14 protein-coding genes and 1 rRNA gene are annotated in these 20,603 nt (G+C 62.4%); 5 read left to right on the top strand and 10 right to left on the bottom strand.

The window, feature by feature from the left end; genetic code table 11:
• Positions 1–33: 33 nt before the first annotated feature.
• The 9 genes from bcsC to bcsE are packed head-to-tail and all read right to left on the bottom strand — an operon-like array spanning position 34 to position 13,722.
• Positions 34–3,555: a cellulose synthase complex outer membrane protein BcsC gene (gene bcsC, locus R6G97_RS10535; RefSeq protein WP_317848072.1), complete on the bottom strand. Its 3,522-nt coding sequence runs from the start codon at positions 3,553–3,555 to the stop codon at positions 34–36.
• Positions 3,543–4,652: a cellulose synthase complex periplasmic endoglucanase BcsZ gene (gene bcsZ / locus R6G97_RS10530; RefSeq protein WP_102081388.1), complete on the bottom strand. Its 1,110-nt coding sequence runs from the start codon at positions 4,650–4,652 to the stop codon at positions 3,543–3,545. Before bcsZ ends, bcsC begins: the two co-directional genes overlap by 13 nt.
• 2 nt (positions 4,653–4,654) lie before the next feature.
• Positions 4,655–6,934 (bottom strand): cellulose biosynthesis cyclic di-GMP-binding regulatory protein BcsB, encoded by a 2,280-nt coding sequence (gene bcsB / locus R6G97_RS10525; protein WP_182816906.1) that lies wholly within the window; start codon positions 6,932–6,934, stop codon positions 4,655–4,657.
• A complete protein-coding gene (bcsA, locus tag R6G97_RS10520) occupies positions 6,931–9,543 on the bottom strand; it encodes a UDP-forming cellulose synthase catalytic subunit (RefSeq protein ID WP_090343507.1) in 2,613 nt (870 codons plus the stop codon). The genes bcsB and bcsA overlap by 4 nt, the downstream gene beginning before the upstream one ends.
• Positions 9,540–10,247, bottom strand: a complete 708-nt coding sequence (bcsQ, locus tag R6G97_RS10515) for a cellulose biosynthesis protein BcsQ (protein WP_090343510.1) — start codon at positions 10,245–10,247, stop codon at positions 9,540–9,542. The genes bcsA and bcsQ overlap by 4 nt, the downstream gene beginning before the upstream one ends.
• On the bottom strand, positions 10,244–10,462 hold the full coding sequence (gene bcsR / locus R6G97_RS10510) for a cellulose biosynthesis protein BcsR (protein WP_090343513.1): 219 nt from the start codon (positions 10,460–10,462) through the stop codon (positions 10,244–10,246). Before bcsR ends, bcsQ begins: the two co-directional genes overlap by 4 nt.
• Positions 10,459–12,069: a cellulose biosynthesis protein BcsG gene (bcsG, locus tag R6G97_RS10505; RefSeq protein ID WP_317848071.1), complete on the bottom strand. Its 1,611-nt coding sequence runs from the start codon at positions 12,067–12,069 to the stop codon at positions 10,459–10,461. The genes bcsR and bcsG overlap by 4 nt, the downstream gene beginning before the upstream one ends.
• The gene (gene bcsF / locus R6G97_RS10500; RefSeq protein WP_090343520.1) at positions 12,062–12,235 is read right to left on the bottom strand and encodes a cellulose biosynthesis protein BcsF; all 174 of its coding nucleotides are present in this window, start codon (positions 12,233–12,235) and stop codon (positions 12,062–12,064) included. Before bcsF ends, bcsG begins: the two co-directional genes overlap by 8 nt.
• Entirely contained in the window at positions 12,232–13,722 is a 1,491-nt protein-coding gene (bcsE, locus tag R6G97_RS10495) for a cellulose biosynthesis protein BcsE (RefSeq protein ID WP_090343543.1), read from the bottom strand. The genes bcsF and bcsE overlap by 4 nt, the downstream gene beginning before the upstream one ends.
• Positions 13,723–14,264: 542 nt before the next feature.
• Here bcsE and R6G97_RS10490 point away from each other — a divergent pair.
• The 5 genes from R6G97_RS10490 (at position 14,265) to R6G97_RS10470 (ending at position 20,391) form a co-directional block, all read left to right on the top strand.
• The gene (locus R6G97_RS10490; protein WP_197852738.1) at positions 14,265–14,957 is read left to right on the top strand and encodes a GntR family transcriptional regulator; all 693 of its coding nucleotides are present in this window, start codon (positions 14,265–14,267) and stop codon (positions 14,955–14,957) included.
• Between the two features lie 116 nt (positions 14,958–15,073).
• Positions 15,074–15,574 carry a sigma-70 family RNA polymerase sigma factor gene (locus R6G97_RS10485; RefSeq protein ID WP_043212089.1) on the top strand — a complete coding sequence of 167 codons (501 nt, stop codon included), beginning with the start codon at positions 15,074–15,076 and terminating at the stop codon, positions 15,572–15,574.
• Positions 15,558–16,538, top strand: coding sequence for a FecR domain-containing protein (locus R6G97_RS10480; protein WP_269475559.1), 981 nt, complete (start codon positions 15,558–15,560; stop codon positions 16,536–16,538). The genes R6G97_RS10485 and R6G97_RS10480 overlap by 17 nt, the downstream gene beginning before the upstream one ends.
• A gap of 102 nt (positions 16,539–16,640) precedes the next feature.
• Positions 16,641–19,127 carry a TonB-dependent siderophore receptor gene (locus R6G97_RS10475; protein WP_442800214.1) on the top strand — a complete coding sequence of 829 codons (2,487 nt, stop codon included), beginning with the start codon at positions 16,641–16,643 and terminating at the stop codon, positions 19,125–19,127.
• Between the two features lie 82 nt (positions 19,128–19,209).
• On the top strand, positions 19,210–20,391 hold the full coding sequence (locus R6G97_RS10470) for a PepSY-associated TM helix domain-containing protein (protein ID WP_317848070.1): 1,182 nt from the start codon (positions 19,210–19,212) through the stop codon (positions 20,389–20,391).
• A 56-nt stretch (positions 20,392–20,447) separates the two neighbouring features.
• Here the strand turns inward: R6G97_RS10470 and rrf are convergent.
• Positions 20,448–20,563: ribosomal RNA gene (gene rrf, locus R6G97_RS10465) — 5S ribosomal RNA — on the bottom strand.
• Positions 20,564–20,603 lie beyond the last annotated feature (40 nt).

Below are 20,603 nucleotides of genomic sequence, written 5' to 3'. Positions count from 1 at the left end.
GCAGGTGTTCCTGCTAAAAGCGGCTGCCAGGCCTCAACGCCACTCGCTGTAGGGCTCCAGCGGTTCCACCGGCAACAGCAGGTTGCCGCGCCAGGGCTCGAACAGATACCGCACGTAGAGCATGGCGCTGCTCGGCGCGTAGTCATCGCTGTGCTGCCAGTCGAAGCCCCCGCCCAAGGCCCAGTGGTCGCTCAGGCGGCGCTCGAACAAGCCTCTGAGGTGATAACCCACGCCGTTGCTGGTACTGCCCTCACTGATATCGCCGAGGTTCGAGCTTTCGAGATCATAGCGATTGATCATCTTGTCGTTCAGCGATTGGTTGGGATAGCGCGGACGGCTACCACTCTTAGCCTGGGACCAGCTGACCGAGGTTTCCAGCAATACCGACCAATCGTAGTTGCGCCAGGCATAGCTGAACGGCACGCCGATGGAGTTGTAGCGCTCCGGGCTGTAGTAGCCGCCCTGGCCCAGATAGTAATCGCCCAAATCCTTGTCATGCCGCCAGTGCATCACGGTCAGGCCGATACGCATGCGCTCGTCAGCCCGCTCCAGCAGACGGTAGTAGTAACCCGCCATGGCTCGGGTACGTTGGTTGTCGGTGACATTCTCACCATACAGCCAATGATGACCGAGGCTGGCCCATACACCATCGTCGCCGCCCTGGTCCCAGCTCAGCCCGAGCGTTGCGCCGTTAGCGGTGACCCCGCCCCAACGCACGCCCGTGCGCGGGTCCTTGGCACCACCAAACGAAAGCAGCGAATTGCTCATCGGCCGCCGTGAGGCGGTCAGCGACCAGCCAAGCTCTCCCAGGTCGCCATTGACCGTTGCACCGCCTAGCCAGTTGTTGACCTCGAAGCCATCGGTAGTACCGAGGTCGGCAGCCCAGCGCTCGCCTTCCCAGCCCACTGCCATGATCCGGCCATTGGCCGTCTGCGAGCCGCCAGGACATCCGGCCGGCAGCGGATCACCCGAACGGGTGGTACCGCGGACCTGGCAGGTGCCGAAGGCCTCGGTGTGCTGGCCATCTTCGAGATCGAAGCTGCCCGCATCCAGGCCAATCCGCTCCAGGCGCACGAACGCCTTGCCATCCTGCAGGGGCATGTCGGCATGAAACAGAGTCGTCTGCCTCTTGAGCTCAGAGATCCCAGGAGTTCCATCGTCATTGCGCCAGCCATAGTCATGCATCAGCGTGATGCTGGGATTCTGCTGACGGTACAGCTCATCGACGTCGCTGCGCAGGCTACGCGCCAGCCAGTCATCCTCGTCCTTGGCGCGGCTCGCATAGGTCAGCGCCCGATCGTCCCTTGGTTGCACCGCGCGGCGCTCGAGCAGGTCGGCATCGGCCATCGCCGCGGCGTAAAGATCCAGTGCTCGTTGCGGGTCCTGCTGCACTGCCAATCGCGCAGCATCTCGACGCAATAGCGGATCAGGCTGGGCTTGCTCGGCCACCAGACGGTCTAGCAGCGACGCCGCCTGCGCCCGGTCGCCCACTGCCGGCCAGGCATTAGCCAGACGCCGCTGTGCGTCGATCTGCCCGGGCGGGAACTGGGGCGCACGCCGCTCCAGGGCCTGGCGTGCTCGGGGCAGGTTGCCTTCGGCTATCCAGCCCTCGATCAACCCAAGGCGGGCCTCAGGTTGCTCCGGCTGGCGCTCCAGCACGCGTTCGAAGTACGTTCGGGCTGTGCTGTGATCCCCCCGGGTCGCCGCCCAGTCCGCGAGCATCAGTAGGTCATCGGTGTCGCCTTCGCCGCGGGCAATCCCGGCCTCGAGCAGTGCGCTTGCCTCGGCTTCGCGCCCCTGGTCGCGCAACTGTCGCGCTTGAGCCAGAGTGATACGGCGCCGCGCGCGCTTTTCAAGGGCATGCATGTCGTCGGTCCATGCACCTTTGGGGACACCGGCAAGGCTATCCAGTGCCAAGGCATCACGGTCAGTGGACTCCAGGAACAGGCCATGGGCATAGCGCGCTTGCGGGTCGGTCGGATGCCGTTGCAACAGCTTGGCAAAGGCGGCATCGGCCTCGCCGATACGCCCTTGCTGACGAAGGCTGCCGGCGAGTTGGTAAACCAGCCAGGGTTCATCTGGCGCCAACTCGACTGCCCGCTTCAGCGCTGGGCTTGCCGCTGCCCAGTCCTGCCGCTGCACGGCTGCATCGGCTTCGCTGCGCAATTGCTCCAGTTCCAGGCTGCGGCGCAGGCTGGCGAACATTGCCTGTTGCCGAGGTGGCAGGCCGTTAAGGTAGGCACGCGCCTTGTCGGGTGATTGTGCTTGGTAGATCCGCATCAGGCCGCGCACAGCACTCTCGTTGTCCGGCGCCATGCGCCGAACCTGAAGGTACAACCGCTCAGCAGTGGTCGGATCGCCCTCGGCGACCGCCACGTCGGCCAAGCCAAGCACGGCGAATTCATCCTGGGGCCGCTGCTGACGCGCCTGTTGATAGATCGCACGGGCGGTGGAAATATCGCGCCGTTCCAGCGCCTGGTCGGCTTTCTTCAATTGCATCCAGTAATGGCTGGACGACTCCAGATCCTTCCACTGACTGATCCAATAGGTGTCCTGCTCCTTGGTGGCAGCCAGACGAAACGCGGCGTTGGCGTCCTCGAAACGGCTCTGGCGCATCAACGCATAACCCAAGGCGCCGTGCAGGCTGGCATCGTCGGGGTATTGGCGCAAGGCACGGCGCAACTGGGCCTCAGCCTCGGCGTTACGCCCTTGGTCGAGCAACTGCTTGCCACGCTGACCGGCCTGCCAAGCGGGATCGGCGATCAATTGACGTTGCTGGGCAAGGGTCTGGTTGGCCTGGGGTAACAGCGGTGATGCCGGATAGCGTTGGACGAAAGCTTTCCAGGCCGCCACGCTGGCAGCGCCCACGGGCTGCCCAGAGAGATAGTCGAATTCACGCTGCGCAGCAGAATCGCGTGCGCCTGGATCACGTGAGAGCAATTCGAGCAGGGCCAGCGCCTCGGGATCTCGTTTCTCAGCAAACAGCAGCCCCACCAGGGTCTGGCGCAGCCCAGCATTCCCTGGGTACTGCCGATCCAGAGCCTGCAATTGCTCGATCGCTTCGCGCCGCTGGCCAGGCAAGGCGCTGCGCACACGCCAGTAGTCCAGCGCCAGCTCCAGACTGGGCGGCTCACCCGCGAACAACTGATCGTAAATCTCCAGCGCCTCCTGATTGCGCCCGGTCACTGCGAACAGGCGTGCCTGTTGTAGGCGCCGGGTTGCCTCCGGCTGCTGCAACTCGATCAGACGCTTGGCCTTGTGCTCCTGGACGCTACCGGGCGCCTCCTGGCTAATGCGCGCCATGAACTGGGTGACCTGGTCCTGATCACGCTCGCGCAGGGCCAGGCGCAACGAAGCGAACAGCACCTCGGCGTCGCGCGGCTCAAGCAGGCGCAAGCGACCCAGCGCATCGCGAACCAGATCATCGCGGTGCAAAGCCTCGCCCATGCGGATCTGCTCCAGCAGCCATTGGCGTTGCTCGCTGCGGTCAGTCGGTTGCGCGGCAACCTGGCTGCAAAGCCCTGTGAGCAGCACGATGCTAATCAATCGGTACATGACGTACTCCAGGCCGGCAACAAGCGACCCTCCTTGTCAAAGCGATACCGCGCCTCATCCCAGCCCTGGCCGAACAACGCCAACATCTGGCTGTAGTACGCACGAGGCTCTATCGGATGATCCTTTATTCGCTGGCGCTGGGCGCGCAGCCCTTCGTCGGCATTCGGTGTCACGGCCAGCAATGGCAGCAGTGCGGCCGAGAAACCACCTGGTCCGCCACCACGAGCCTGGCCACTACGGGCGTCTACGGTTTCCGGCGGCTGTCCCTTTTGTGTCGTCAGCATGGCCATCGGCGCGAAATGCTGGAGTAGTTCAACCCGTTGGGCAGCGTCCTTGGCAAGCATGCCTACCCACAGATAGACACGAATGGCGTCATAGTCGCCGGCACTCCCATGTTGCGGGTCGGGCTCGATCTTGCCGGTGGGCGTCCATAGCAGCCAGTCGGGCGCAAAGCCTTTGGGAGAGGCATCGCGCAGCAGCCGACGGGTGTTGCCCGCAAGCTCGCCCCACAGGGGGTCGACCAGGGCGAAGCGGTCCAGCAGTTGCGGTGGCAGATAGCTCGGGTTAAGGCGCCAGCCTCGGGCATCGTCAAAACCGTAGTCCGCCGGCAGCAGCATGATGCCCAGGCCAGGCAGTTTGCGCAGGGTTTGAGCGCTGATGCGCCATAGCAGGTGCTGACCCAGCTGGGTATAGCTGGGTTCGTTCCACAAACGCCCCGCCTCAAGCAGGCTGTAGGCGATCCAAAGGTCAGCGTCGCTGGCATTGTTGGGGTCGAGTACCTGCCACTTGCCCTTGGCGTCACGCCCCCACAACCAGGCCGGCAAATGGCTCGAGAGGTCTCCTTCGGCCAGGTTGTTGCTGGTCCAGCGCAGCAGTTGAGCGAAGGTTGCCCGGTCATTGGCCACTAAGGCGAAGAACAGCCCATAGCTCTGCCCTTCGGAGGTGGTAATCAGGCGCTCATCACTGGGGTCCAGCACGCGTCCGTCCACACTCACCAGCTCTGTGCGCAAACGCTCCCAGGCCGGCCAAGGACAGTTTGGCGCTGCGCCCGCGATTGCGGGCAGGCTCAGCGCCAGCATCAGCACAAACCGCCACATGATCAGTCAGCCTCACCCAGCCGGCGTCGGGCAGCCCAACGCAGCGCGCGCCACAGCAGGAAGGCGAACAACAGCACGCTGATGGTGGCAAGGACCGCGAGCAATAACGGCTGCTCGGACAGGTGGAACCACAACAGCAGCCACCAGGGCAACTGGCCGACAAAATAATGCTCGCCCACGAACTGGCTGCTCACCCCGCTGGATCGCACCAGGGTGACCGAGCCGGCTACCGCATCGAGCTTGCCGGTATCGCCGAGCGCCTCACGCAGCAGCGCATAGTCGGCATCGGTATTGCCCAGCAAGGCGACCACGCTGCGCTGCTCGTGGAAGGGAGACTTGAGCCCTGTGATCGCGCCGATCGGCGCCTGGGCACTGATTGCCACATGGCTGCTGGCCGGCACGGGCGATGTGTCGAACCGGTGGCGACCGGGCATGTTTGTGGAGCGTCCTTGCGCCAGCCAGTCGCGCTGGGCGTTGAGCAGCAGGCCAAGGTTGCGCTCCTGGGCCAGCTCCTGGGGCAATGTGCCGATAACCAGCAGGTCGGCATCCGCCGAGGCCGCTTGCTTCCAGTCGTCGATCAGGCGAATCCCTAAGGCCGGGTAGCCGACTTGACCGGCAATGCTACCTACCACATCGAGCAGAATACCCACCTGCATCGGCGTCGGTTTGGCGGGTACCAAGACCTGGGTTTCGGACAGATCTGCCATGCGGCTGAACGGGAAACCGCTGCGGGCGAAGGCACGCAGGTCTGGCATGGCGATGTAGTGGTGATAACCGGAGAGGTCGATGGTGGAGTTCTCGTCGATGGCCGCGCGTACGTCCACCGGCAAGGAGGTCTGGCACTGATCACGCTGAGAGCTGCCGAGCTTACTGGCGAAGCTGAAGTCGAACCGCAGGCGGTTGCGGTCACCGATCTTCAGCGCAGGTACCAACGCCTGCTCGCTCAACGCGGTGCTGTCGCTGGACAGTACACTCAGGCGCAGCTCTTCGAGCGTGCCGCCACGGCGATCATTGCCCACCAGCGGCATGCTGGTGATGTATTGATCATTGACACTGATGGTCAGGCGCGATTCGTCCGTGACCGCCGGCGGCGTGTAGCGATACAGCGTGCGCAACGGAATGCCCTGGTTGCGCCAAACGAACAGGTCTGGCGGCAGGTTCACATCGAGGATGATCGCGTTCGGTTGCAAGCCGCTGACCTGCAACTGCTGCGGGTAATCGAGCAACTCGGCGAAACGTACCGGACGGTCGGTGCGGGTCCAGTTCGGCGCATCGTATGGCTTGCGAGGCTGCAGATCGCTCATCTGTTCGATCTTCACTCGGTCGCCACGGAACAGGTTGTTGCCCACCGCCAATGCCGAGGCAGCCTTGACCAGGTCCTCGTCGTTGCGCCCCAGCACCAGCAGCAGCTTGCTCCAACGATCGCTCGGATGGTCGATCAGTTGCACCACCGGGCCGTCCACCCGCGGGAACTTCTCGTAGTCGGCCAGAAATGCCGGACGACGCTCGTTGCTGGCAAAGACGATCGCCGGCTTTGGCTTGTCGCCTGCAGCCGGCAGGCTATCGAAGAGCACCGGGAAGGTCGCCTTGCGCCAACCCGCCTGGCTGCCGAAATAGGACGCGAGAATCGTGGCGGCACGTTGCTCCCCCAGCGTCGGGCTCGCGGCGAAGACCACCGGCAGGTCAACCTTGCCGGTATCGCGCGCGTCGAAGAACGGCAACGGGAAGAAGGCCAGGTCGTTTTCCATCGCCAGGGCCTGCTCGCGCAGATGAACCTCGCTCTTGCGATTGAGGTTCAGCCACAGGCCGCTGTGCGCGGGGTCTTCACAGACGTCGGCGTAGTGCCCGACGAACTCCAGACGCACCCGGTTGAAGTCACTGATCAGCTTGGGATCGAGCGGCAGCTGACGCTGGACGCGCTGGCCAAGCTGGTCCTTTTCCACCGGCAACACGCCCATCAGCTCATCATTGAGGTAGACGCGCAGGTGCGACAGGGTCGGCAGCAGCGCCGGCGATGGCGTGTAGTCCAGCTGCAGGACCGCCTCGGTGGCGAGGCGGTCGCGCCGCAGGCCGAATTCGATCTGCTCGCTGTTGCGCACACCGAGCAACAGGGTGTCGGCAGGATGCCCGAGCTGCTCGAACGTTCTCGCCACGGGCCAGTTGGGTACCACCGGCTCGGCAACGGCCTCGGGGGTGGACGGGGTGGTGTCGGCGGTGGCCTGGAACACGCAGGCGAGCAGCGCCATCGCCAGGCCCCAGGTACGTGCGGGGTAACGAGTCATGATGCGTCTCGGGTTGAAAGATTCGTGGAAGGGAGAGGCCGCGGGGTGCGCGGCATGAAGGTGGCCAGCCAGCGCGCCAGCACGACCAGAGGTCGTACCGGCCCCAACAGCCGCACCGGAACGTACTCGAGCAGTCGCAGGTAGCCGACGCCACCCAGCTTCAGCACATCGACCAGGCTTTGCAGCGGGCGGTCGTGCTGATGCGCCTCCTGCCAGGCCAGCCAAGCGTCGGCACGGGCGAAGGTGCAGTGCACCAGGTCGATGCGTTGCTGTGTGTCCAGTTCATCGAAGGTCAGGCCGAGGTGGCGCCCAACCCGGCGGGTGATTCGTGCATCGAAGGCGAACTCACGCTCCCCTCGGCTGAGCAGCAGACGCACCCGGCCACCGGTCTTCGGTGCCAGGCCGTCACCCAGCTCAAGGCCGATACCGCTGTCCGAATAGTCCACCAGGGTGCACGGATAGGCGTGACCGTTCTCAAGAACCAGCGCAGCCGGCAGGTGCATCTGCACCCGGTGCGCACGTCGAACCTGGCGCACCTCGGCGGCCACAGCGGTCGCAGCACCGATGATCAACAGGTTGTAGGTCACCCAGAGCGAACTGACGATGACCGTGCCGATCTCTTCGGTCGGGCCGGTGAACAGGCGCCAGACCGCGAAGCCGAGCCCGACGAAATTGAGCACCGCCAACAACAAATAAGGCTGGGCGATACGCCAGTCGAACTGGCTCTCCTCCATCAACCCGCCTTTGGCGGTGACGTTGAACTTGCCCTTCTTCGGCGCGAACAGGGCCACCGTGGTGGGCCGTGCGATGTACCACGCCAGCACGGTCTCGTAGACCTCACCCCAGAAGGTGCGCCGGTATTTGCCCTGCATGCGCGAGTTGGTCAGGCTGGCGTGGATCATGTGCGGCAGTACGTAGAGCAGGATCATCAGCGCCGGTGCATAGATGATGTAGGCATGCAGCAGCAGGAACGCCAACGGCGCGGTCAGGAACACCAGACGCGGCAGGCCGGCCAGGAAGTGCAGCATGGCATTGGCATAGCACACCCGCTGGAACAGGCTCAGGCCACGACCGAACAAGGGGTTGTCGGTGCGGAAGATCTGTACCATCCCGCGCGCCCAACGAATTCGCTGGCCGATGTGCGCCGACAGGCTCTCGGTAGCCAGACCAGCTGCCTGCGGCAGGCGCAGGTAGGCGGAGTTCCAGCCATGGCGGTGCAGGCGCAAGGCGGTATGGGCGTCTTCGGTCACGGTCTCCACGGCGAACCCGCCGATGTCTTCCAGGGCAGTACGCCGCAGCACGGCACAGGAACCGCAGAAGAAGGCCGCGTTCCACATGTCGTTGCCATCCTGGATCAGGCCGTAGAACAACTCGCCTTCGTTGGGGCGGTTGCGGAAGGTGCCCAGGTTGCGCTCGAACGGGTCAGGCGAGAAGAAATGGTGAGGTGTCTGCACCAGCGCCAGGCGTGGGTCCTTGAGGAACCAGCCCACCGTCATCTGCAGGAAGGAACGCACCGGCACATGGTCGCAGTCGAAGATCGCGATCAGCTCGCCGTCGGTGACACCCAGGGCGTGATTCAGGTTGCCAGCCTTGGCGTGCTTGTTGTCGGGACGGATGATGTAACCAACACCCATTTCCTCAGCAAAGGCGCGGAAGTTATCGCGGCGGCCATCGTCGAGCAGGTAGATGCGCAGACGCTCGCGCGGCCAGTCCAGGCCCAGCGCCGCGAGCACAGTGGTACGCACCACCGAGAGGTCCTCGTTGTAGGTGGGGATCATCAGGTCCACGGTCGGCCACTCGGTAAGCTGCTCCGGCAGGTTCGCCGGCTTGCGCTCCAGTGGCCAGCAGGTCTGGATATAACCCAGGATCAGCACGAACCAGGAGTAGGTCTCGGCAATCAGCAGGGTCAGCCCGCACACCAGGTCCAACGTATCGTTCCAGTTGAGCGTGGAGGTGTAGCGCCACCACAGGTAACGGCAGGAAATGATCGTCGAGAGGATGATCAACATCAGGGTCGGGAAGCGACCGGGCATGTGGCGCACCAGCATGGCGATGCCCCACAGCAGCAGAATGAACATCAGCTGGGCCAGGTAGCCGAATGGCTCGGTCACGCACAGCAGCGCCAGTGCAAGGGCGCACACCGTGAGCACAAAGTAGAACGCGCGCCGGGCACCTTTGCTCAGGCCCCGCAGCTGTTGGGCGGCGTTACGCTGCCAAGTGCTGGTGCGCACCTGGCTGGGCACCCGCCGCAACTTCTCGACCATGTGCAAGCGAAGGCGACGCAGGCGTTGCAGCAGGGCGGCCCCGGCGTCAAACAGGGCGCGGCAGCCGCGGGCCAGCGCGGACGGTTTGCGCGGTTGCGGCTCGTGTCGGATCAACAACCACGCACCTTGGATCAGCAAGCGCAGTGGGTCGCCCAAGGTCGGCGGTTTGCCGGCCACTTGCGGGAACAGCCGCCGCCGATCAGCCAGCAGCGCTTGCCAGGCCGGGGACTCCAGACGCAGCAGAAGGAAGGCCAGCCAGGTGCCCAGGGTGAACACCAGCGCAGTCAGGCGCGCCGCACCTAGGTGGGAGTAGTAGTGGTAGGCATTGGCCGGCGACAGTTTCACGATCGACGCCTCGTCAGGCAGCGCACAGCTAGGCTCTGTACGTCACGGGAGGCCAGGCTCTGGGGGGCGTAGTGGCCGACCGGAGCCTTGCAGGCCAGCGCCTCGACGAATGCCTCGTCGCGATGTATCACCTGCAGAGGAAGGCGGTTGTGGTAAAGCCTGCGCCAGACCATCAGCACATCGCTCTGCAAGCGACTGGCCGCGTCGAAACGGTTGATAAGCAGCAGATCGAAGCGCTCCGGCGCCTGGCGCTCCAGCAAAATGTGGCTGGTCATTTCAGCTTCTGCGACCAGTACACGTACATCGACCTCCACTTCACGCAAGGCGCCCGAAGATGGCAAATCGAATAGCACCCAGTCGAAGTGCCGGACCAACTGCGCCTGGCGGGCACTCCAGATCCCAGGGTTGAATGTCCCGCTCAGCTCGGCCAGGGCCGGTTCGTCAAGCTCGCCGAAGGGCATCACGCATAAGCCGTCGAACACTTCGAATACCTGATCGCCGAACGGGCGACCGTCCCGTTCGGCGTTCGCCCAACCGTCGCATCCAACCAGCGGCAGATTGAAGTGCAGGCCCAACAGGTTGTTCGAGCATAAGTCGACCAGCAGCACCCGCTCACCCAGTTCCCGCAGGGCATGCCCCAACGCGGCGAGCACGGAGCTACGCCCCAGGCCGCCACGCAGCCCATGCAGCGCAAGGCTGGTCATCGCGCGGTAGCCTTGGGCGCTGGAGCTATCTCATGGGCGAGGTCACTCATGGACTTCGCACAGCTTTCTCCCAGCAAGGGCCAGCGCCGCAGCGCCTCGCGCACCCCCACCATCAACGAGATGTCCTGGTAGTTCAGTTCGGGCATATCCAGATGCTGACGCAACCGGGCGATGTCATCACTGCGATCAGCGGGATCTGCTTTCCTTGTCATCAGTTGCTCTCCTTCGGGATCGGTTGCCAGTTCGGCTGGCCTTGCAGACGCATGTAGCTGGTGCCTTGGAAATCCATTACCTGGGCGCCGGACGTTTCAGCGACATGTTCGGTGGTGGGCAAATCTTTCAGCACACCAGGCAAATCCAGGACCTGGCCGGCTCCCTGGTTGGCATAGACGCGCGATACCAGTTCGGACAGGGCCAGGTAGCTGGTGGGCGCCGAGACATGCAGAGGCTCGCGCCGGCCTGTTTGATCCATGCCGATGAACTTGAGCCCTACCGGCACATGGGTGATCGATGGCGTAGGGATCTCGCGCATGCCGGGCAGCTGCATGCGGTCGCCGTGCAGCGCCGCGCCGTGCTCCGGTACGATCGCCACGACGACTCGGCGACCGCTGCGTTGCAGTTCATCCAGGAATTTGCCCAGGTCATCGAACAGACGCGTCGCGCGGGTGTTGTAGTCCGCCATACGGGTTCCCCCATCAGCAGTCACTATGCGATTGCCGTCATGCAGGCTGATGGTGTTGTAGAACAGCGAGACATGCGCTGCTCCCGACGCCTGGCGGCGCCCCCACCAGCCTTGCAGCACCTCCAGATCACTGGCGATAGGCGAGCCATCGAAACCGACCAGCGAGCGGCGGAAGTCGGTGCTGGACAGGCTCGGCTGCGGCATGTGCTGGGTAGTGATGTCACCCAGGAAGTTATCGAAGTGCCCACTGTGGTTGAGCAATGTCTCACGCTCGAAGCCCAGCCGGGCGAGGTTATCGAACAACAGGCACTGATCGGGTGCCGGCTTGTAGAGCATTTCATGCGAGGGCTGGCCACAGCTGGCCCGCAACACGCGGATCGCGGCCGGGCCACTGTACGAGGTAGCCGAGTTGAACTGGTCGAAGATCACGTCCAGGCGCGAGAACAGTGGGTTTTCATGCAGGCCGACAGCGGTGAGGTCATCCCAGGCCAGGGAGCAGACGTTGATCACCAACAAATCGAAAGGTTGCTCATCGGGCTTGACCACCGGGAAGGCGGTGACCCGCTGGCGCTCGCGGTCGAAGAAGCTATCCAGCTTGGCATTGAGCGTGGCATCGTCTGCTGCCACGGCAGCTGCCTCCTGCGTAGCAACGTCGGTCACGACCTGGCGCGAGGTGACCGGCGTGATCGACGGCAATCCGCTTGCGGCCAGCCACAGCAGTCCGACCACACTCAGGGTGCTCAGGCGCAACCAGTGTCTTAGGTAGAAGTAGCCCACCACCGTCAACAACAAGGCGCCCACCAAGTACCAATTGATGAAGCGGCCCAGCAGTTCCAGCATGTAGTCAGGCGTGAAATCGAGCACACCGGGCTGCGCGAGCAGACGCTCGAATGGCGGCAGCCAGGTGTCCTGATAAAACAAAGCGACGCCGATCGGCACAGCCACCAGTTGCCGCACGACACGTAACCAGCGCCCTGGCAGTGGCACCATCAGGAAGGCTGCGAACAGCAGGTTGGGCAACGGCTGGAAGTCCAGCAGCCCCGCGGCGAGCATGACGAACTTCGCCAGGAAATACAGGTTCCAGGCGCCCAGGCCCGGCCAACGGGACAGTGGGTGGGCAATGACCATCGAGTTACTCATGCTTCTCCCCACGTCGACGCACGCCCGCAGCTTTCATGTGACGTGGCGGCAAACGGTGTTTCAACCAGCTCTGCACCCAGGTTTTCAGGCGCAGCAGAGCGAACGCCAGGATCAGCGTGCCAAGCGCACTGATGCCGATGACTTGCAGCAGTTGCTCGAAATTCATGCCTTGCCTCGTCGTGGCAGCGATATGGGCCTTGGCTGCAATACGGCACGGACCTTGGACATCGGCACGCTGGCCGCATCGGCAACCGGTGCCACCGGCTGCGTCTCATCCATGAATGCCGGCGCACCGAGGCTTTCAGGCGTGACAAGCAGTTCCCGGCCGATGAACAGCTCCCGCCAGGACAATTGGAAAATGTGGTCCAGCGCTTGCTCGACGCCTTCGGCGCGGCAAGCGAAGAGGAACAGGTACAGCATGTCGTCGACCACGCAGGCGATATCCCCGTCGCGGCGGAAGATACTGCGTGAACACGCTTGCAAGGAGGACAGACCAGGGGCGGGACGCAGCACCAGTAGCTGGTGGACGATTTCCCCGTTGCGCATGCCCTGCCACATCTGCAGCACGGCATCGGCGAAGGCGCGCGGTGAGACCAGGCCCGATATCGGCAGCGGCCGCAGGCGAGCCAGCAACGCATCGAAGTCAGCCGGCAGCCGACGGCGCCAGGTGTAGCCCTGGATGCTGTCGACCTGAGTCAGGAAGCGTGAAAGGCTGGCGCCGAAAGGCACGATCAAGCTGGCACCACAGGCCAGCAGCAATTGCTCGTCCTGATAGCGAAGCGTTGGTGCCATTTCGCGCACCACCAGTTTCAGGGCGTTGCCCCGCAACAGGCGCAGGGTGTGCAGTTGCCGCGCGAGAACGTCCAGGCGCTGCCCGCCGTCCATGGGGAAGATCACCGTGGCGGACACCGCCACACCAGCCCTGGCACCCAGTTCGCTGATGCTATCGAACAATTGCCAGTGCTCGGAGAAGGCCGGCGCGCCTTCCAGCACCTGTCGCTGGGCCAGGAACAGAAGCTCGTCGCCGCCGGTCTCGGCCAGCGGTTGAGGACGGCCTGCAAGCACGAAACCACCGGTGTGACGCGTCAGTTCGATATCTTCGGTGCCAACGACACCCAGCGCGTTGCGCCAATAATGCAACAGGTAACGTACCCCACCCTGGCCACGATAGAGCTGGGCCAACCCATCGAGATCCTGATTGCACCTACGCAGCTGCTCGAGCAGCCAGACGCTCTGCCCTTCGCTGACCATCAACAGGACGCTGCCCGCATCACGAAGGCTGTCGGCCATTTCGCGACACCAACTCCCTATGTCGCTGTCCTCCCAATCCGTCGCCGATACCCGGGCCACGATCACGCGACCGGTCGGGTCGATGCGTGGCAGGTCTTGGGCAAGATGGCGTGCGGCATGAGGCTGGGCTTGGTACAAGGCGAGTTGCCCCGGTCCACGGTCCGGAGCAAGCCCATCGACGATTTCGCGCACCCCCTGCGCACTGTCGATCAGCGTCGCTTTGGCATCGCCTGTCATTGCCTCGATGACCTGGCGGCAAATCGCGCTGGCATCTTCGGCCGTGTCACAGGCCACCCAGTACAGTCCTTGGGTGTGGAACTGGCAGTGCTCGGCACTCAGGCCGGGAATGGCCAAAGAAGGAATGATTTTCGCCAAAACTATGACTCTGTAATTCAGGACCGACGTTTTACCGATAGATGCCGCACATCCATTTGTCGGAGATCAAAAATATCGGTGCACTTTGTCAGAACGCAAAGCGTCAAAAAAACATCAGATCAAAGAGCACAGCTTAGCAGGCGTCAATTGTACAGCACTCCCGCAGAATAGTGTCAATTCGCTGGTCGGTATCTTCACAGACTCAAACCAGCACGCCTGTTCCAGACAGCCTAGACGCCGATTCACAGGAAACAAGTTTCATTGCGCCCCTGTGACGATCATCACAAAACTATTGGAGTCGCCCCGCGCAAACGCTTGCGCATCATGCCTTGTAAAGCTTCGAAAATCCTCGGACGGTGCGGATTTATCGCTGCATGAAGTAGCGCTTCCCTTACTACGGGACTTCCTTCACGATAGCCGTTCTTCGCGCCATGCCAGTCGGCTCAGCGCCTGTTATCGCGTTGGTTTGACACCCCCTTCGCTGCTTTCTAGTGTTATTGGATCCAATTTCTATCAAGGCAGACGTCCACGTGGCCGAAAAACCCCGACTTCTGAAAACTGTTCTGGGCGGCGAACAGGTGCCAGCGCATCTGGCACGCAGCGTGATCGAAGAGCGTCTGCGCAGCGCCATTGTCGACGGCCGCCTGCCACCTGGGACCGCCCTGCGGCAGCAGGAGATCGCCACGTTGTTCGGCGTCAGCCGCATGCCCGTGCGCGAAGCCCTACGCCAGCTGGAAGCGCAGTCCCTGCTGCAAGTGGTGATGCACAAGGGCGCCGTGGTTGCCCCACTGATCGGCGAGGATGCGGTCGATACTTATGAATTGCGAGTCATGCTCGAGTCCGAGGCGCTACGCCAGTCGGTTCCCCTGCTCGAACCAGAAGACATCGCCCTGGCACGCGGCTATATCCAGCAGTTGGAGCACGAAACCCGCCATGCAGACATCGGCCGTCTCAACCGCTTGCTGCATATGACGCTCTACAGCAAGGCGCGCAACCAGAAGCTGCTGCGCATGATCGAGATCGAGCTCAACGAGGAAGAACGCTTCCTGCGTTTTCACCTGTCCTCGATGGGCCTGGGCAAGCTGACTCAGGACGATCACATTGCGTTGGTCGATGCCGCCAGCGCAAAGCAGGTGGACGAAGCCGTCAGCGTACTGGAGCGGCACCTGAACAACGCATCGCGCACCATTCGCAACTATCTGGACAGCCAGGCAGCACGCTAAAACCTGCAGGTAGGGCCCGCACGACGAGCCCACCGCTCAAGGCAGTTGCAAAATAATTCCAGCCCGCTAACAATGAGACTTATTATCATTAACACCTAACAGCACAGCGCGCCTCCATGTCTTTCAGAGATTCCGTGCATACGCTCTACAGCCATCATCACGGCTGGCTGCACAATTGGTTGCGCAGCAAGCTGGGCAATGCCGCCGATGCCGCAGACCTCGCCCATGACACCTTCGTGCGTCTGCTGCAACGCGATCACCTGGAACTCAACGCCCCGCGCGCCTTTCTGCGCACGGTAGCGCGTGGCTTGGTGATTGATCACTGGCGACGCGAAGAGGTTGAACGAGCCTACCTCGAAGCGCTGGCCAACCTACCGCTGGCCGAAGCGCCCTCGGCCGAAACCCGCGAACTGATGCTGGAACTGCTCGAGCGCATTGCGCGCATGCTCGACGGCCTCAAGCCCAAGGTCCGCCGCGCCTTCCTGCTCGCCCAATGCGAAGGACTGAGCCACAAGGCAGTCGCCGAACAAATGGGTATCTCCCTGCGCTCTGTCGAACGTTATGTGGCGGACGCGCTGTATCACTGCTACCAGCTGCGTTATGACGATGAGCCATGAGCCGATAGGCGTCTGCCCGCCTTCGCCCAAGGTAGTCAAACAAGCCATCCAGTGGCTCCTGCGCCTGCGTGAAAGTGGCCATACCCCTGCGCTGCAGCTGCAATGCGAACAATGGCGCAGCGCCGATCATGCGCATGAAGTGGCCTGGCAGCGTGTCGTGAGCCTGCACCAGGATCTGGACCTGCGTGCCATGGCGGGCGTCAACGTCGCCCTTCAGACCCTCGAAACCAGCCAACGCCGCTTGAACCGACGCCAGGCACTCAAGCTGTTAGGCGGGCTCGCCCTGGTCGGTACGGCTGCCTGGCTGGGCAAGGATCAACAGGCACTGAGCAGTTGGGCCTCGGACTACGCCACAGGCACAGGCGAACGCCGAAGCATTGCGCTTGAGGACGGCTCATTGCTGCAGCTCAACACCCGCAGCGCCGTGAATTTGGCTTTCGACGAACGCCAGCGGCTCATCCAGCTGCGCCAGGGCGAACTCATGCTCACATGCAATGACGCACAGCGCCCCTTGTTGATCCAGACTCGTGACGCCCTCCTCGAAGATTTCGGTGGCCAGGTCGTGGTGCGTCAGGACGCCGATTGCACACGCATCAGCGTCAGCCAGGGCAAGGTAGCCCTGCACCGGCCCGATGGCGCGCCGTTGCAGTGGATCACCCCTGGCCAGTCCTGGCGCGTGGATGCCCTCGGGCCGCGACCGATCGAACGACAGCCGATGGACGCCAGCGCTTGGGCCGAGGGGCTGATTGTCACCCGCGACATGCGTCTGGCCGACTTCCTGGGGGAGGTGAGCCGCTATCGCCATGGCTACCTGGGATGCACTGAGGACATCGCCGACCTACGGCTGTCTGGCGTGTTCCGCCTGGAGGACACCGACAAACTGCTGCAATTGTTGCCGCAGACGCTACCGGTATTCGTTCGTCAACGCACCCGCTGGTGGGTCCGCCTGGAACGGCTGGCCTGATTTTTCATTTTCCTGCAGGTTTTTCTGGCGGGTTTTTCTCGCAAGTCCGGCTAGGACAGTAAGCGACTCCTTCAGCCCTTACCGAACCCACGGACCTTTTCCATGCCAGATGCCTTGCCTCAACTAAGCACCGTCGATAAGAATGATTTTCGACCTGTCTTGAATTGCGTTTTTCTAGGCCGAGCCATACGCGCAGCCCTGCTCGGCACGACCCTCGGTTTCTTGGGCGTTGCTCCACATGTCCTGGCCGCCGATCCGGTGGGTATGAGCCAGCCGTACTCGATCCCCGCCGGAAATCTGGATGACGTGCTCAACCAGTTCGCCCGCCAGGCGGGCATTACCTTGTCGAGCACCCCGCAGATGACAGGTAAGCTGCAATCGCCTGGCTTACGGGGCCAGTACGTCATCGACCAGGCCCTGCGCCAGTTGCTCAATGGCACAGGGCTGGAAGCCGTCAGCCAGGACGCAAGCAGCTATGTGCTGCGCGCGCAGCCTGAGGATGCTGCGCTGTCGTTGCCAAGCACCGACATCCGCAGCTTCACCCTGGGCAATGCCTTGGGCAGCATGGAAGGCTACAACGCCACTCATAGCCAAGTGGCCACCAAGACCAGCATGCCGATCCTGGAAACCACCCAGTCGGTCTCGGTGGTCACTCGCCAGCAGATGGACGACCAGGGCTCCCAGACCGTCGCCCAGGCCATGCGTTACACCCCTGGCGTCTTGACCAACCCTTACGGCGCGACCCATCGCTACGACTACGTAGCCATGCGCGGCTTCAACGACGGGTCTGTGGATAACATCTACGTAGACGGCCTGAAATCCATGGGCGATAACGGCACCTACAGCACCATGCAGGTGGATCCGTACTTCCTCGAGCGCATCGACATCCTCAAGGGGCCCTCCTCCGTGCTGTATGGCCGCAGCTCGCCAGGCGGGCTGGTGGCACTGACCACCAAGAAGCCACTGTTTGATCCTTACCATCAGATCCAGGCCACAGTTGGCACCCAGGGCCAACGTGGCATGGGTTTCGACTTCAGCGGCCCGCTGGATGACGACAAACGCATCGCCTATCGCCTGACTGGTCTTGCGGACGCTTCGGACACTCAATTCGATCACAACAAGGAAGAACGCTACGCAATCGCACCTGCGGTCAGCATCGACTTTAGCGAAGACACATCACTGACCTTGCAGGCCTACCTGCAGCACGACCCCAATGGCGGTTATCACGGCGGCAACCCGGCCGATGGCATGCTGCACCCTCGCAACGGCCTGCGTTTGTCCGACCACTTCTTCGAGGGCGAACCGGACATCGACGATTACGAGCGCACCCAGCAGTCGTTCAGCTACCAATTCGAACATCGCTTCAATGATGTCTTCACCGCACGTCAGAACTTCCGCTATCAAGATTCGGATGTGTCGATGGACCAGGTCTATTCGGCTGGCTGGGCGGATGCCACCAGCAACATCCTCAACCGCGCCTATACCGGCGGCGACGAACGCCTGCATTCGTTTATCGTCGATAACATGCTCCAGGCGGAATTCTTCACAGGCGCTGCTAAACACACCGTTTTGCTCGGCGCCGACTATCAGCGGCGCAAGGCCGATGTGACCTGGCGCTACGGCACTGTCGATCCGTTGGATGCCGGTAACCCGCACTATGGCAACGGCAACCTTCAGGTCCTCGGCGAAAACAACTACCTGCGGCGTCTGCAGCAAACCGGCGTGTACCTACAGGATCTGGTCGAACTGGACCAATGGCGCTTCTCCCTGGGCCTGCGTCAGGACTGGGTCAAGGTATCGGAGGAGAACCGCGACACCGATACCAAGGTCAACGACGACCGTTCCAAGTTCACCACCCGTGCGGGTGTGCTGTACCTGTTCGAAAACGGCGTTGCGCCTTACGTGAGCTACTCCGAGTCGTTCAACCCCAACACCGTATCCGACCAGAACGGCCGTCCGCTCGCGCCGACCGAAGGCACGCAGTGGGAGACCGGTATCAAGTACCAACCGCCCGGCACGGACAACTTGTTCACGGCCTCGGTGTTCCGCATCGAGCAAGAGAACCTGGCCTCCAAGCAACCGAACGAAGAGTTCTATCGTGCGGTGGGCGAGGTTCGCTCCCAGGGCCTGGAGCTGGAAGCTCATGTGCAGGTGACCGACAGTTTCAAGCTGATAGGGGGTTATACCTACACCGACATCGAATACACCAAATCGATGCCGAGCTTGGTGACCCCAGGCCTGGACAATAAAGGCCGTTCGCCGACCCAGGCGCCGGAACAGATGTATTCGCTGTGGGCCGACTACAACTTCCTCCAAGGCCCGCTTGATGGCCTGCGCCTGGGTGGCGGCGTGCGTTATGTGGGTTATAGCTGGGTCGATGCGGAAAACAGCACGAAGGTTCCCTCCTATACCTTGTTCGACGCCTCGGTCGGTTATGACCTGGGTAAGGTCGGGCTCAAGGGAATGGATGTGCGACTCAACGCCAATAACCTGACCAACGAATCCTACGTCGCGTCTTGTGCGAGCCTGAACTACTGCTACATGGGCGAAGAACGCAATGTCAGTGCCACGGTCAGCTATCAGTTCTGACTCGTTCCTTTCCATGCTCGAAGCCAGCTCCTGACCCAGGTGCTGGCTTTTTCGTTTCCGGCGCTTTCCTGGAGACCTGTAAATGCGTCAACTCTATGTCCTGTTGCACCGCTACCTTGGCCTGGCCACGGCAGCGTTTCTGGCCGTCGCCGGCCTGACTGGCAGCGTGCTGGCCTTCCATCACGAACTCGACGAATGGCTCAACCCAGGTTTCTACGAAGCTTCGGCCACCGGGGCGCTGCAACAACCCGGCACGCTTGTGGACAAGTTGCAGACCCAGTATCCGCGGCTGCAAGTCTGGTACATGGAATATCCACAGGAGGCGGGGCACTCCGCGCTGCTGGCGATGGTTCCACGCAACGATCCACAGTCCGGCAAGCCCTATGACGAGAAGAACACCGTGTTCTATCTCGATCCGGTCAGCGGTGAGACTTTGGGCCAGCGCTACTGGGGCGAATGCTGCTTCTCACGCGAGAACTTCATGCCGTTCATGCTGGAGCTACATTACAGCCTGACTCTGCCGGGCAATTGGGGGATTGTGCTGATGGGTGTGGTGGCGATCCTCTGGGTCGTGGATTGCCTCATCGCTGTATTACTCACCCTGCCCCGCGACCGGCCGTTCTGGCGCAAATGGAGCACCGCCTGGAAGATCAAGGGCGGGCACGCGTATCGACTGAACATGGATATCCACAGAGCCAGCGGCTTATGGCTGTGGCTACTACTGTTGCCCATCGCCATCAGCAGTGTGGCGATGAACCTGCCGGCCCAGGTCTTCAAACCCGCCATTTCGTTGTTTTCACCCGTTGAGCCGAGTGTCTACGAAGCCCGGGGCGTCATGCCCAAGGAAGCCCTGGGTGTGACACAGCTTACCTATCAACAGACGTATCAACGCGCGCAGGAGGAAGGCGCAAGGCTTGGACTGAGCGCACCGATCGGTGAGCTCTATTACAGCTTCGAGTACAACTTTTATGGCGCGGGGTTTGGCCAGCACGATACACAAACCCATGGTAAGTCCTGGCTGTTCTTTCACGGCACCGATGGCCAGCTAATAGGGCAGGAAATTGCCGGAGAAGGCACGCTGGGTGAGCAGTTCTATCGTTTGCAGCTTCCCATTCATGGGGGGCGCATCATCGGAGTCGCGGGGCAGGTGCTGATTGCGATTTTAGGGGTGGTGATCGCAGCGTTATCGATCACAGGGGTGTACATCTGGTGGCGCAAGCTACAGGCACGACGTAGCGGTAAGGTGCGCAGAACAGCAGTGTGACAGCCGGAAAAGACAAAGCCCCTGTTCGCATCGCGAACAGGGGCTTTGGGTTTGAATCTTGACGATGACCTACTCTCACATGGGGAAGCCCCACACTACCATCGGCGATGCGTCGTTTCACTTCTGAGTTCGGGATGGGATCAGGTGGTTCCAACGCTCTATGGTCGTCAAGAAATTCTGTGTGCTGGCCCGTCCCTCGGACGTGCCTGCGA

Origin of the sequence: Pseudomonas sp. HTZ2 (genome assembly GCF_033173945.1) — a bacterium.
GTDB classification, from domain to species: domain Bacteria; phylum Pseudomonadota; class Gammaproteobacteria; order Pseudomonadales; family Pseudomonadaceae; genus Aquipseudomonas; species Aquipseudomonas guariconensis.
Note: the sequence above shows the minus strand (reverse complement) of the source record. Positions and strands in the feature narration are given on the sequence as shown.